We start from the raw sequence: 12962 nt of genomic DNA, 5'->3' as shown, positions 1-12962 counted from the left end.
TTTGTATTATCTAAAAATATTGAAATAATTGATAATATTATTTTTTGGATCATTTAAGCATTTTTCAACATAATCTGCCTTCATTTCTTGAAGGATACTTGGATTTTCCTCGATTAGGAAATGAGAATAGGTATCTTTAGCAATCTTTGCTTTTAAGGATAATATGTCCTGCTCAGATATTTGAAATTGTGGTTGGAGATATTGGGTTATTTTAGCGGTATCTTTCATATAAATTGCAATAATCAAATCAGCCGAGTATTGGCAATAGTTTTTAATATTAACTTCATTTGCTCTTATTTTGCTCAACTCGATGTTATGTTTGGCTTGATTTTCTTCAGCTGCTTTTTTGAGTTGCATATCATACTTTAATTTATGATATTCATTTAGATAAAAACTCAATACACAAGATGATGGGTTATTATCATCTTTACAATTTAAAATGCCATGCTCGGTAATATAGGTATCAAAGTTTTTATTATCAACAAATTGAAGCAATTGATTTTTAGCATCCACAACATAAGCATTGTTAGTTTCGGTTTGTTGTTTTAATAGAGCTAGCTGATCTGTCTTTAAAATGGTTATTGTGTTTCTTGTTGGTAACGTTGGTTGATTTTTGGCACAACTTGCGACAAGAATAGAGACAATGGCACATATAAAGATATTACTTATTTTCATATATTAAACTCCATGAATATATTCTTGAGTATAATTTCGAAGTGACCGACTTTGCCACTAATTTACTTATGTTATTAGTAACAACCGTGACTGATCACAATTATTGGTATAATGCGAAATTATATACTCTTATTGTTTTAAAAACACTAGCAGATTAACTTAAAGTTATAAAAAACGTACTATACATAGATATAACAGTTTTTTCCTAATCTTTGCATATTTTTTTGTTATCGACAGTAAATTCAGATTGATCCGCAACTAAAAGTTTAAATTTACTCTTTATTTAAAAAATCGATAAGTTGCTTAGTCTTTATGTTGGATTGAGAACAAGCTTGGAACGTTGCATTATTACTAAACTTAGTATTGATAGTCTCAAGTAAGTAAGATTCTGTGTAATTATTTTTATTCATCCTATGCAATACTGCGTGTCGATGAATTGACATGATAGCCCCTCTAATTATTGTCTATTTTAGGCATGAAATTTGGCCTTTAGCATCGTGAAAGATGGTCGATATTATTGATAAAAAAACAGTAAAGATAAAAATTTAGCCCTTGAAATGGTTCAAGGGCTAGTTGCGATGTCAATAAACTCAAGCAATAATAAAATTATTTTTGTTCTTGACTATTGATTAATTTGGCAATAACTGATTGATTTTCATTTTTAATTTGATGAATAACAACCGAGATAGTATCTGCAAGTCTGTAGTAAACTTCATCTTTAATCTTTATGACGCCTTCATCAGGTAATGAAGTGATTTCTTCCTTGACAGGATGAATCATTGACAGTGGTACAAATGCAAAAGCACCTATATCACATAAACGAACTCGAGCACCACCACGATTAATATCGATAATTTCAGCTAAGTAATTTTCACCGATTTTATCTGACAAGTATTGAGCATAAAGTTTTTCAGCCATATCACGTTCAGCAAAGCGTAACATTTTGCGTCTTTCATTCATACTTTTTAATTGCTCTTTATCTGGCGGGGTTAATTCTTGTGAGCGGATATACGCTTTGATTAGTCGATGGTTGACCATATCACCGTATTTACGTATTGGTGAAGTCCATGTAGCATAGGCGTCAAAACCTAAGCCAAAATGTGGGTGTGGTTCAGTTGAAAAATCAGCAGGGCTTTGAAATTTACGAAGCTTGGTGGCAAAAAATGGATTATTGTCGATTATGCGCCGTAACTTTACATAGCCATCGAAGGATACTAATGATTCTTTATCAAATTCAGTAATTCCATTATTGTTTAAAAAATTCACTATTTGTTCGATATATTTATGCTCAAAACCTGAATGAATGTTAAAAATCCCAAAGCCAATTTTATTTTGTAGTTGTAATGTTAAAGCTTGGTTAGCAAGAACCATGACCTCTTCAACAATATGATTGGCAATTCGACGAGTCTCTTTAATTATGGATTGAACTTGACGATTTTCATTAAGTTTAAAGCGATAATCACCATTATCTTTAAAGACTAATGCATGAGTTTGTCGCCATGTTATGCGAATTTTAGCTAAATCAGCTAACCAGTTTAATTGCTGTACAATAATTGGGTTGTTGGTGGTTAATTCGTCATTATTTTCTAAAAAGTTGGAGACATTGTTATAAGCTAGTTTAGACTTTGATTCAATCCAAGCTGGAATAAAGGAAATATCATCGGGAATAATATTGCCCACTTGGTCAATACTCATCTTACATATCATGGCTGGGCGTTTTTGATTTGCTTTTAATGAGCATAGTTCATTGGCAAGATCTGCCGGTAGCATAGGGATATTAAAATCAGGTAAATAAGTTGTGAAATTTCTAACTTTGGCAATATTATCTAATTCGCTGTTTTGTAATACATATGCGGTGGGGTCAGCAATGGCAACCATCAATTGATAATGCCCCTGTTCATCTTTAGAAACCGCAATGGCATCATCCATATCTTCAGTCTCTTCGCTATCGATGGTAAAAAAGTTAACATCGGTTAAATCTTGACGGTTAACAAGCTCACCCTCGCTAATTGTCAATGTTTCGGTTTGTGGAGCCTGCGTTTCTAAATCGTAACGGGCTAATGTTTTTAGCCAAAGTTGATAAGGTGAACAGTTTTTTGCAACAAAGCGAATAACCTCAGCAATGAAATGGTTATTTTGTTCTTGCAAAGGATGAGAAATAAGCGTTGCAACCACCCAATCTCCTTCTTGTAGTTTTTCGCTAACTTGTTTGTTTATTTTGCAGCAAATGGCGAAATTTGTGGGCATATTTTCAGGATAAATAACCATCTCACCATCTTGAAAACCTATTTTGCCAATAAATTTTTGCAAAGCGCTTTCGATTAATAATTCGGGTTCAAACGACTCTTTATCGTTTTGACTTATTACTGTGCCGGAAACTTTATCGCCATTACAAACCCTTTTCATTTTTGCAACGGGAATGAAATAACTTTTTTTATTATCTACATCTAAAAATCCAAATCCTTTTTCATGAGATCTAACAATACCTTCAATACGAGGGGTTTGTTCATGGAGTGCTTGTTTTAATTGTGCAAGTAGAGGATTATTTTGAAACATATGGCTTAACACTAGTTAAAAAGTTAGTGTTAAATTCTATCATATTTATGCAAATTGTGGTTATTGAATTAATCGGTGATGACGTTGAAAATAGACGTATAATAGTGCCACTTAAAATAATGGGGCTAATTACAGTATGAAATTAAACTATAAATTACAGGGCGATGGACAGCCGATCGTGTTTTTGCATGGGGTGTTTGGCAGTTTAGATAATTTAAATATGCTAGCAAAGGATTTTGCAAAGCATTATCAAACAGTGCAAGTTGATTTGCGTAACCATGGGCATTCGCCGTGGTCTGATAAGATGGACTATCAAGCCATGGCCGAAGATGTGGCTGAACTTTGTTATGATTTACAATTAAAAGATATAATATTAATTGGTCATTCAATGGGAGGCAAGGTAGCTTTACAATTGTCACAGATGCTCTCAGATACTATCCAAAAAATAGTTGCTATTGATATTGCTCCCATAAAATATCAGCGCTCAGCCAATGCTATCATTTTAAGAGTGTTAACTTATTGCCTTGCAAAGAAGATTACCGACAAAAAACAGATCATGGATTTAATGAGACAAGAGGGTATTAATGATGCAATCATTCTTTTTTTATTAAAATCGTTTAAAAATGAACGTTGGTTATTTAATATTCAGACTATTAACGAACAGTATGGTCATATTTGCGATTGGCAAACGATTTCACCTTGGTTAAAACCGACGTTATTTATACGCGGTGGCAATTCACCTTATATCACCGATCAGGCTTATCAAGCTATTTTTGAGCAATTTCCGAATGCAAAAATTGAAGTGGTTGAAGGGGCAGGGCATAATGTTCATTTTGAAAAAACGCAGCAAGTTTTACAACTTTTACATAATTGGTTAGGTGATTAAATAATATTTAACTGTTAAATATCAATGTGAATCACAAAAAAAACGCTGCTGTTTGACGACTTGTTTGTTAGGTGCACTAACTGTTATTACCACCATTTTACACTGGGCATTATATCTTTTACTGGTGATTGTATAACGCCAACCAGAAGGGATAATTTCATTGGGTGTATAAGGATAGCTATCAAGTAGCTGAAAAGCAATTTTATTGGCGCGCAAATAGTTTGCAAAGTAGCGATGCTTATTGAGCAACGCTTGTTGATAGTTAATAAATCCCAGCATAATAATTGAAAATAGTAACGTTGCTATCATGACTTCAATCAAACTAAAGCCGGCTATATCTTTATTACTCACAATAGATAGCCTTTTTTTCTGGGCAATAATCGAGCCAATGGCCTGTTTCGACAATCAATCGATTATTGTCGAAATGTGCGAGCATATATAAAAAGAAGTCTTCTGCTTCACCTCGTACTAATACGTACTTATCGATTTTTAATAATGACTGTTTTATGCATGCTTTTAGTTGATAAGTTGGCTCGGTGATACAATACCAGTTGGCTTTAGGTGTTTGCCAATTTTGACTTATTGCCCAAGTTAACGATGAACTTGCTTGATTAAATTGCTGATAATATCTGCTTTCCATTAAGATCGCTTTTTGCCATGATGAAACAAGCAAATTAAAGCCGACTAATATCACCAAACCCACAGTCATTAAAATAATCGCCATTAAAATAGTGCTAAATCCATGCGAAACATAGTGTTGTTTAAAATCGGTTTTCATTTTTGATTATTTCAGTTATATGATATTTAATTTGTTTGTTTTTTCTTAATTCAGCAGTAACTGATAGGCTTATAGCGTGGGGTAGCTGTTTTATTGTAAAGTCGGTTACTTTGATCTGGTTTGAATCGAACAAATTTTCCCATTTACTCCCAAAACAATCTATTGATCCTGTTCTATAGGCGATGTTGTTCTCTTTATAGCGATAAGTAAAAACATCTGAACTCATTGGGCTAAATCTATCCCAAACCCATGAATTGCGAATCTCACTATCATATCGCAGAATAATACATTTGGACTGTTTGTCGATTTCAATCGCTTTAGCGGTCATTTTGTTTGGATCATTAGCAATGAAACCGGCGCGTTTTATGTCTTTCTTCATGCCGGCTAATCCCAATTCAATCGCCTGTTGCAAGCGTGTTTTTTGATAATATTGTATAATACTTGCTTGCAATTGAATGTAAAAAGAGGTCATTCCCAGCACAATTAAGCTCGATAATAGGATACCAATGAGCATTTCAAATAACGAATATCCAGACGCTTTTAACATGGTGGTAAACCTGTTATATAGCTGTTTTGTGCACAAAATCGAATGCGTCCAAGCCAGGAAACAAAAACTCTACTGGTACCTATCTGATTTTTTAATTGAAAAGAGATTGTTTGTGCCATATTGCGGCGCCCTAAAATAAAAGCAGTTTTATTATTTGTTAACTCACTAATTTCAACAGAATTATCTGGTTTCATAAAATAAAGTATGCCTGCACTGCACAAGGTGGGTTTTTCATTGTGAGTAATGGCAATGCACCAAGGTGATGTAAATTGGTGAATAATGTAATTCTCGTTTTTGCTCGACGCTTTTATTTGAACTTCATATAAAAAATAAGCCAGCTGTTTGGTTGTATCGGCTAATTCATTACGCCGTTGTTGCTCTTTCCAATGTGCAATACCAATAGTGGTTAAAATGGCACTAATGCAGATGGCTATTAACAATTCCAGTAGTGAAAATCCCCAATCTTGCATAATATTGTCTTTTTTTTATATTGTGATAGCGCTAGTGTAGCTTTAAATAAAATGATGAGTTATTTGGTGAGCTTAATTTGTGATGTACTATCCAAATAACTTATATTTTTTATTTTGGTGTTTTTTATTTTTTTGCTGAAGAGTTAATTATCATAAAAAGAGGGGGCAAGATTGATTTAGATGATCTGATTAAACCACTTAAAAAGCAAAGCAGATTATATTATACTGTTTATCCATTTATTATTTGCTAACGGACTTATAGGTTAAAGGAAACTTGAGATGCAACAATTACAAACAATTATTGAAGCAGCATTTGAACGTCGTGCTGAAATTACACCATCAAATGTAGATACGGTTACACGTGATGCAATTAATCAATGTATCGCTTTATTAGATAGCGGTAAAATGCGTGTCGCTGAAAAAATCAATGGCGATTGGGTGACTCATCAATGGTTAAAAAAAGCTGTTCTGCTCTCTTTCCGTATTAACGAAAACCAACTGATCGATGGCGGGCCGACTAACTATTATGACAAAGTGCCATTAAAATTTGCTGAATATGATCAAGCAAGATTTCAACAAGAAGGTTTCCGTGTTGTTCCATCAGCTATTGCACGTAAAGGTGCTTATGTTGCTCGTAATACCGTATTGATGCCATCTTATGTCAATATTGGTGCATATGTTGATGAAGGTACTATGGTTGATACATGGGTAACTGTAGGTTCTTGTGCACAAATTGGCAAAAATGTTCACCTTTCAGGGGGCGTTGGTATTGGCGGCGTTTTAGAACCATTACAAGCTAATCCAACCATCATTGAAGATAACTGCTTTATCGGTGCTCGCAGTGAAATTGTTGAAGGTGTGATTGTTGAAGAAGGTAGCGTCATTTCAATGGGCGTATTTATTGGTCAAAGTACTAAAATTTATGATCGTGCAACAGGCGAAGTGCATTATGGTCGTGTACCAGCAGGTTCGGTGGTTGTTTCTGGCAACTTACCAACTAAAGATGGTAAATATAGTTTGTATTGTGCAGTCATTGTTAAAAAAGTAGACGCCAAAACATTAGGTAAAGTGGGTATTAACGAATTACTTCGAACGATTGATTAATTGTAATCAATAAGTATAAATTTAAATGCTGCCTAAATTATCAGGCAGCAAATACAGTTCACTTGCCTTAATAAATTTATTTATATTTTATAACCATTAGAAGAGGAGAACTTATGCCTTCTTTTGATATCGTTTCAGAAATTCAAATGCCTGAAGTTAAAAATGGTGTTGAAAATGCGACTCGAGAATTAACTACCCGTTGGGATTTTAAAAACGTTGAAGCATCGTTTGAATTAAATGAAAAAAATGAAACGATTAAAGCAACAAGCCAATCTGATTTCCAAGTGCAACAATTATTGGATATTTTACGTGACAAGTTAGCCAAGCGCGGTATTGACGGTGGTGCACTTGAGATCCCTGAAGAAATGGATCATAGCGGTAAACTTTATAGCATTACTGTTAAACTTAAGCAGGGCATTGATAAAGAATTAGCCAAAAAGATTGTAAAAGCAATTAAAGACAGCAAAATTAAAGTGCAAGCTCAAGTGCAAGGTGAACAGGTTCGCGTGACCGGTAAATCACGCGATGATTTACAAGCGACTATGGCATTAGTTCGAAATGGCGAATTTGGTCAACCGTTTCAGTTTACTAACTTTAGAGACTAATCGTTATTTAATTGATATTGCCGATAATTGTCGGTAATATTTTCCTGCAGAAATTGCGGTTTATTATAAGTTTAAGTAATAGACAAATTTCAGTATATACACTTATGTAATAAGTGAGATGCGCTTTAACTATATTTAACTATATATGTTATTGGCATCAAAAATAATTTATTATCAATATACTATTTAATTGTTTTTTTAATTATAACCATATTATTATGATGCAAGTTTAGTTCTATTTTTATTTTTCCCCTTTTTTGAAAAGCTGTTTGTGTTTGCCCCAAATTCCAATTGTAAAATAAAAGAAGTTAAGGGAATTTAAAAAAACAAAAAACAAAAAACAAAAAACAAAAAGAAGAAAAGAAAGTTTTTATCGATGATCTATTATCAAAAATGACACACCAAGAAAAAGCGAAACAGTTACGTTTAATTAGTGTTAAGGGTAAGTTAACTTAGTTTTATGTTTGAATTTGATCTTGTCCTACAGCTTCTTCAACAAATGTGCGTTTATTTAGTGATTGCTTATTTACTAAGTAAAACGCCGATCGTTATTCCACTTATGCAAGTGACAGTACATTTGCCTCACAAATTAGTTTGTTACTGTATTTTTTCGTTATTTTGTATTATGGGTAGTTATTTTGGTTTGCATATTGAAGACACCATCGCGAATACACGCGCAATTGGCGCTATATTAGGGGGATTACTTGGTGGACCAATAGTTGGGCTTTTAGTGGGTATTACCGGTGGAGTTCATCGTTATACTTTAGGCGGTATTACCGCTGATAGTTGTATGTTATCGACAATTTTAATTGGGTTAATTAGTGGGTTACTGCATTATTTATTGATGAAAAGGGGGCGAGTTGATCTTATTTATAACCCTCTTTTAGTCGGTGTATTAGGCTTGTTAGTTGAATCGCTCGAAATGATTTTAGTGTTATTCATTTCAAGACCTTATGATGTGGTCTTGCATGCAGTTAGGTGCATTGCAGTGCCAATGATTGTTGCCAATAGCATTGGTGCTGCAATGTTTATGCGAATTTTGCTTGATAGACGGGCGATCTTTGAACGATATACTTCAGCTTTTTCTGCTAAGGCATTAAAAATTGCGGTCAGTACAGAAGGTTTGTTACGTGATGGTTTTAATCAACAAAATAGTACTAAAGTGGCCGAAATCATTTATCAAGCGCTTGATATTGGTGCTGTTTCAATTACTGATCGCGAAAAGATACTGGCTTTTATTGGTATTGGTGATGATCATCATCTACCAGGTACATTAATCACATCCAATAGTACCTTAGAAGCGATCGAAAAAAATGAGGTACAATACCTTGATGGGATTCATCAGCCTTATCAGTGCTCAATAAATAAAATTTGCCGTTTAGGGTCAACACTGGTTATTCCTCTGAGGGGAGAAAATAATACGGTTGTGGGTACAATTAAGCTTTACGAGGCAAAAAATACGTTATTTAGTTCAATTAATCGCACGCTTGGCGAAGGTATTGCAAGTTTATTATCTGCACAAATTTTGGCAGGGCAAAATGAGCACTATAAACAACTGTTATCTAAAACCGAAATTAAGCTGCTACATGCACAAGTTAATCCTCACTTTTTATTTAATGCCTTAAATACGTTACTGGCCGTTATTCGCCGTGATAAAGCACAAGCATCGCAACTTGTACAAAACCTGTCTACCTTTTTCCGCAAAAATTTAAAGCGAACGGAAGAAATTGTCACCCTAAAAGATGAAATAGATCACGTTAATGCATACTTGCAAATCGAGAAAATGCGGTTTATGGATCAGTTGACGATCAAAATCGATATTCCGCCTGAATTGGAATATGCAAAACTACCCGCTTTTACGTTACAACCTATTGTTGAAAATGCCATTAAACATGGTACATCTCAATTGCTTGGTAGTGGCAAGGTAACTATTTGTGCTTATAATCTGGATCAATCATTAGTTTTAGACGTGATTGATAATGCTGGTCATTACCGTGAACATAAAAAAGACACCAAAGGCTTGGGGCTGAATTTAGTTGATAAACGAATTAAAATTCGTTATGGCGAAAAATATGGTATAAAGATAGTGTGTAAACCCGATGAGTTTACTAAAGTAATGCTAATATTACCTTTGCAAGAGGATATAAGTATTTAATGTTAAATGTTATCATTGTTGATGATGAATTACCTGCACGTGAAAATTTAAGCTACTTGCTTGAAGCCGATCCGGAAATTTGCATTGTCGCTGAATGTAATAATGCTATGGAAGCGATTCGTGAGATTCATCGACTTCAACCCGATGTCGTATTTTTAGATATTCAAATGCCCAAAATAAACGGTATTGAAATGTTATCAATGCTTGATCCTGAAACGATGCCAAGAATTGTATTTTTAACTGCGTATGGTGAATTTGCGGTTAAAGCCTTTGAAGAACAAGCATTTGATTACTTACTCAAACCCATAGAGCAAGAAAGGTTAAATAAAACATTATATCGTCTGCATAATCATTGTTTTTCAGGAAATATTAATCAATTAGACGGTGTTAATCAAATTCTGAAATATATTCCTTGCGTTGGATATAACCGAATTTATTTATTAAATCTTGATGATGTATTTTATATAGCCTCTAAAATAAGTGGTATTTATGTGTTTAATCAAACCAATAATGAGTATTTGACAGAACTAACCTTAAAAACGCTTGAGGATAAAACATACTTTGTTCGGTGTCATCGGCAATATCTGATTAATATAAAAAAACTTAAAGAAATTCGCTTTAATCAAGCCAGTGGTGTTGAAGTTATTCTAATCAATGATGTTTCTGTACCTGTTAGTCGGCGTTACTTAAAACCGCTTAAAGAGATATTAGGATTATAATAATCTAGATAGATCTTTGCTTTATAGCGAGTTTCTTTACCGCTAACTCGCTAATTTTAACCACTCATCTTCTTAATTTAACCTATAACCTAAATACTATTGTCATTCTTAAAAGTAAAAACTTACTATAGAGTTGAACATAAAAGGCCTTTAGCAGGTGGCTAATACTTTAAAAGCATATAAAAATGAATCGCACAATGATAACTATAATTGGTTGGTTTTTAGCTTGTTGCAAGTTACTAGGTTATTAGCACTATATGTTATGGTATTAAGTATCAAACTAATTAATCTTATAAATTACAAAGAGAATCATTATGAATAATAAAGTATGTAAACACATTCTATGGTTCATCTTAGCTTTAGTTGGTGCATGCTGCTTAGCAGTTATTGCACTGCGGCGAGGTGAACATATTAGTGCACTTTGGATTGTAGCAGCAGCAGTTTCGATTTATCTGGTCGCATATCGATATTATAGCTTATATATTGCTAAAAAAGTGATGCAATTAGATCCCACTCGAGCAACACCAGCTGTCATTAATAATGATGGTTTAAATTATGTTCCCACAAATAAATATGTATTATTTGGGCATCATTTTGCTGCAATCGCAGGTGCTGGTCCTTTAGTCGGTCCCGTACTTGCAGCGCAAGTGGGTTATTTACCCGGCACACTGTGGCTGCTTGCTGGTGTGGTTTTTGCTGGTGCAGTGCAAGACTTTATGGTGCTGTATTTATCTTCTCGCCGGAATGGATCATCTTTAGGCGAAATGATTAAAGAAGAAATGGGACCTATTCCGGGAACCATTGCTCTATTTGGTTGTTTCTTGATTATGCTCATCATTTTAGCGGTGTTAGCACTCATCGTTGTTAAAGCTTTGGCTGAGAGTCCATGGGGCGTGTTTACAGTTTGTTCAACTGTACCGATTGCTTTATTTATGGGGATCTATATGCGATTTATTCGGCCAGGTCGAGTAGCAGAAGTATCGATCATCGGTATTGTGCTACTTGTTTTATCTATCTGGTTTGGTGGTGTAATTGCTCATGATGCATATTGGGGACCCGCTTTAACGTTCAAAGCAACGACCATCACTTATGTATTGGTTGGCTATGCGCTGGTTTCAGCAATGTTACCTGTATGGTTAATTCTAGCGCCACGAGACTATTTAGCCACGTTCCTAAAAATTGGGGTGATTGTAGGTTTAGCTATTGGTATTGTTATTTTAAACCCTGATTTAAAAATGCCAGCAATTACACAATACGTTGATGGTACAGGACCAGTTTGGAAAGGGGCATTATTCCCATTCTTATTTATTACCATCGCTTGTGGTGCAGTTTCTGGTTTCCACGCCTTAATTTCATCAGGTACTACACCTAAATTACTTGCCAATGAAAACGATGCGCGTTTTATTGGATATGGTGCAATGTTGATGGAATCATTTGTTGCAATGATGGCTTTAGTTGCCGCCTCAATTATTGAGCCAGGTCTTTATTTTGCAATGAATACACCACCTGCGGCGTTGGGCATTACTATGCCAGATCTGCATAGACTCGGTACGGAAGATGCCTCAATGATTATGGCTCAATTACAAGAGGTAACAGCCCATGCTGCGGCAACTGTTAGTTCTTGGGGATTTGTTATTTCACCTGAGCAAATCATACAAACAGCAAAAGACATTGGTGAACCATCAGTCTTAAATCGTGCCGGCGGTGCGCCAACATTAGCGGTTGGTATTGCGCATGTGTTCCACCAAATTTTACCCGGTGCAAATATGGGTTTTTGGTACCATTTTGGTATTTTGTTTGAAGCACTATTTATTTTAACTGCCCTTGATGCAGGGACTCGATCTGGTCGCTTTATGTTGCAAGATTTGTTGGGTAATTTTGTCCCATTTTTGAAAAAAACAGACTCCCTTGTTGCTGGCTTTATTGGCACTTTAGGTTGTGTGGGTTTATGGGGTTATTTACTCTATCAAGGTGTGGTTGATCCACTAGGTGGTGTTAAGAGCTTGTGGCCACTATTTGGTATCTCTAATCAAATGCTAGCTGCGGTTGCATTAGTGTTAGCCACAGTTGTATTAATTAAAATGAAACGTGCTCAATATGTTTGGGTAACAATCATTCCCGCTATATGGTTATTAATCTGTACTACATGGGCATTAGCACTGAAATTATTTAGTAATAATCCACAATTAGAAGGCTTCTTTTATTTAGCTAACGACTACAATCGTCGAATTGCTGAAGGTAGTGATTTAACGCCACAACAAATCGATAATATGCATCACATTGTCATTAATAATTATACCAATGCAGGGTTAAGTATTTTATTCTTATTGGTTGTTTACAGTATTATCTTCTTTGGTATTAAAACAGCGCTTAAAGTACGTAATAATAAGCAAAGAACTGATAAAGAAACCGCTTATGTACCAATTCCAAAAGGCGGTGTCAAAACGTCAATGTCACACTAGTTGTA

13 protein-coding genes are annotated in these 12962 nt (G+C 34.7%); 6 read left to right on the top strand and 7 right to left on the bottom strand.

Features of this window, described 5'->3' with window-relative positions:
- Nucleotides 1-6: 6 nt before the first annotated feature.
- The 3 genes from BQ5209_RS05345 to BQ5209_RS05335 form a co-directional block, all read right to left on the bottom strand.
- Entirely contained in the window at nucleotides 7-675 is a 669-nt protein-coding gene (locus BQ5209_RS05345; RefSeq protein WP_085247516.1) for a hypothetical protein, read from the bottom strand.
- A gap of 272 nt (nucleotides 676-947) precedes the next feature.
- Nucleotides 948-1118, bottom strand: a complete 171-nt coding sequence (locus BQ5209_RS05340; RefSeq protein WP_085247515.1) for a DUF2492 family protein — start codon at nucleotides 1116-1118, stop codon at nucleotides 948-950.
- Nucleotides 1119-1281: 163 nt separating this feature from the next.
- A complete protein-coding gene (locus BQ5209_RS05335; RefSeq protein ID WP_085247514.1) occupies nucleotides 1282-3231 on the bottom strand; it encodes an exoribonuclease II in 1950 nt (649 codons plus the stop codon).
- A gap of 136 nt (nucleotides 3232-3367) precedes the next feature.
- Between BQ5209_RS05335 and BQ5209_RS05330 the strand changes: the two genes are divergently transcribed.
- Nucleotides 3368-4117 (top strand): alpha/beta fold hydrolase, encoded by a 750-nt coding sequence (locus tag BQ5209_RS05330; RefSeq protein WP_085247513.1) that lies wholly within the window; start codon nucleotides 3368-3370, stop codon nucleotides 4115-4117.
- A gap of 21 nt (nucleotides 4118-4138) precedes the next feature.
- Here the strand turns inward: BQ5209_RS05330 and BQ5209_RS05325 are convergent, their stop codons facing one another.
- Genes BQ5209_RS05325 through BQ5209_RS05310 form a run of 4 tightly spaced genes read right to left on the bottom strand, consistent with a single transcriptional unit; the run spans nucleotide 4139 to nucleotide 5912 of the window.
- The gene (locus BQ5209_RS05325) at nucleotides 4139-4468 is read right to left on the bottom strand and encodes a type IV pilus modification PilV family protein (RefSeq protein ID WP_085247512.1); all 330 of its coding nucleotides are present in this window, start codon (nucleotides 4466-4468) and stop codon (nucleotides 4139-4141) included.
- A complete protein-coding gene (locus tag BQ5209_RS05320) occupies nucleotides 4461-4895 on the bottom strand; it encodes a DUF2509 family protein (protein ID WP_085247511.1) in 435 nt (144 codons plus the stop codon). Before BQ5209_RS05320 ends, BQ5209_RS05325 begins: the two co-directional genes overlap by 8 nt.
- A complete protein-coding gene (locus BQ5209_RS05315; RefSeq protein WP_085247510.1) occupies nucleotides 4879-5442 on the bottom strand; it encodes a prepilin peptidase-dependent protein in 564 nt (187 codons plus the stop codon). The genes BQ5209_RS05320 and BQ5209_RS05315 overlap by 17 nt, the downstream gene beginning before the upstream one ends.
- On the bottom strand, nucleotides 5436-5912 hold the full coding sequence (locus tag BQ5209_RS05310) for a prepilin-type N-terminal cleavage/methylation domain-containing protein (protein ID WP_085247509.1): 477 nt from the start codon (nucleotides 5910-5912) through the stop codon (nucleotides 5436-5438). Before BQ5209_RS05310 ends, BQ5209_RS05315 begins: the two co-directional genes overlap by 7 nt.
- 279 nt (nucleotides 5913-6191) lie before the next feature.
- Between BQ5209_RS05310 and dapD the strand changes: the two genes are divergently transcribed.
- The 5 genes from dapD to BQ5209_RS05285 all read left to right on the top strand — a co-directional run bounded on the left by dapD (nucleotide 6192) and on the right by BQ5209_RS05285 (nucleotide 12957).
- A complete protein-coding gene (gene dapD / locus BQ5209_RS05305) occupies nucleotides 6192-7016 on the top strand; it encodes a 2,3,4,5-tetrahydropyridine-2,6-dicarboxylate N-succinyltransferase (RefSeq protein ID WP_065610979.1) in 825 nt (274 codons plus the stop codon).
- A gap of 113 nt (nucleotides 7017-7129) precedes the next feature.
- On the top strand, nucleotides 7130-7621 hold the full coding sequence (locus BQ5209_RS05300) for a YajQ family cyclic di-GMP-binding protein (RefSeq protein WP_085247508.1): 492 nt from the start codon (nucleotides 7130-7132) through the stop codon (nucleotides 7619-7621).
- Nucleotides 7622-8081: 460 nt separating this feature from the next.
- The gene (locus tag BQ5209_RS05295) at nucleotides 8082-9776 is read left to right on the top strand and encodes a sensor histidine kinase (protein ID WP_085247507.1); all 1695 of its coding nucleotides are present in this window, start codon (nucleotides 8082-8084) and stop codon (nucleotides 9774-9776) included.
- Nucleotides 9776-10495: a two-component system response regulator BtsR gene (btsR, locus tag BQ5209_RS05290; protein ID WP_085247506.1), complete on the top strand. Its 720-nt coding sequence runs from the start codon at nucleotides 9776-9778 to the stop codon at nucleotides 10493-10495. Before BQ5209_RS05295 ends, btsR begins: the two co-directional genes overlap by 1 nt.
- A 314-nt stretch (nucleotides 10496-10809) precedes the next feature.
- A complete protein-coding gene (locus BQ5209_RS05285; RefSeq protein ID WP_085247505.1) occupies nucleotides 10810-12957 on the top strand; it encodes a carbon starvation CstA family protein in 2148 nt (715 codons plus the stop codon).
- Nucleotides 12958-12962 lie beyond the last annotated feature (5 nt).

The sequence above is a fragment of the Gilliamella mensalis genome, assembly GCF_900103085.1.
Lineage (GTDB): Bacteria > Pseudomonadota > Gammaproteobacteria > Enterobacterales > Orbaceae > Gilliamella > Gilliamella mensalis.
The sequence above is the reverse complement of the archived record's forward strand: the minus strand, read 5'-3'. Positions and strand labels throughout refer to the sequence as shown.

What these genes read in the sequence shown, in the direction of transcription:
- BQ5209_RS05345 (WP_085247516.1), bottom strand. Translation starts at nt 675, where the DNA reads ATGAAAATAAGTAATATCTTTATATGTGCCATTGTCTCTATTCTTGTC.
- BQ5209_RS05340 (WP_085247515.1), bottom strand. Translation starts at nt 1,118, where the DNA reads ATGTCAATTCATCGACACGCAGTATTGCATAGGATGAATAAAAATAAT.
- BQ5209_RS05335 (WP_085247514.1), bottom strand. Translation starts at nt 3,231, where the DNA reads ATGTTTCAAAATAATCCTCTACTTGCACAATTAAAACAAGCACTCCAT.
- BQ5209_RS05330 (WP_085247513.1), top strand. Translation starts at nt 3,368, where the DNA reads ATGAAATTAAACTATAAATTACAGGGCGATGGACAGCCGATCGTGTTT.
- BQ5209_RS05320 (WP_085247511.1), bottom strand. Translation starts at nt 4,895, where the DNA reads ATGAAAACCGATTTTAAACAACACTATGTTTCGCATGGATTTAGCACT.
- BQ5209_RS05315 (WP_085247510.1), bottom strand. Translation starts at nt 5,442, where the DNA reads ATGTTAAAAGCGTCTGGATATTCGTTATTTGAAATGCTCATTGGTATC.
- BQ5209_RS05310 (WP_085247509.1), bottom strand. Translation starts at nt 5,912, where the DNA reads ATGCAAGATTGGGGATTTTCACTACTGGAATTGTTAATAGCCATCTGC.
- dapD (WP_065610979.1), top strand. Translation starts at nt 6,192, where the DNA reads ATGCAACAATTACAAACAATTATTGAAGCAGCATTTGAACGTCGTGCT.
- BQ5209_RS05300 (WP_085247508.1), top strand. Translation starts at nt 7,130, where the DNA reads ATGCCTTCTTTTGATATCGTTTCAGAAATTCAAATGCCTGAAGTTAAA.
- BQ5209_RS05295 (WP_085247507.1), top strand. Translation starts at nt 8,082, where the DNA reads ATGTTTGAATTTGATCTTGTCCTACAGCTTCTTCAACAAATGTGCGTT.
- btsR (WP_085247506.1), top strand. Translation starts at nt 9,776, where the DNA reads ATGTTAAATGTTATCATTGTTGATGATGAATTACCTGCACGTGAAAAT.
- BQ5209_RS05285 (WP_085247505.1), top strand. Translation starts at nt 10,810, where the DNA reads ATGAATAATAAAGTATGTAAACACATTCTATGGTTCATCTTAGCTTTA.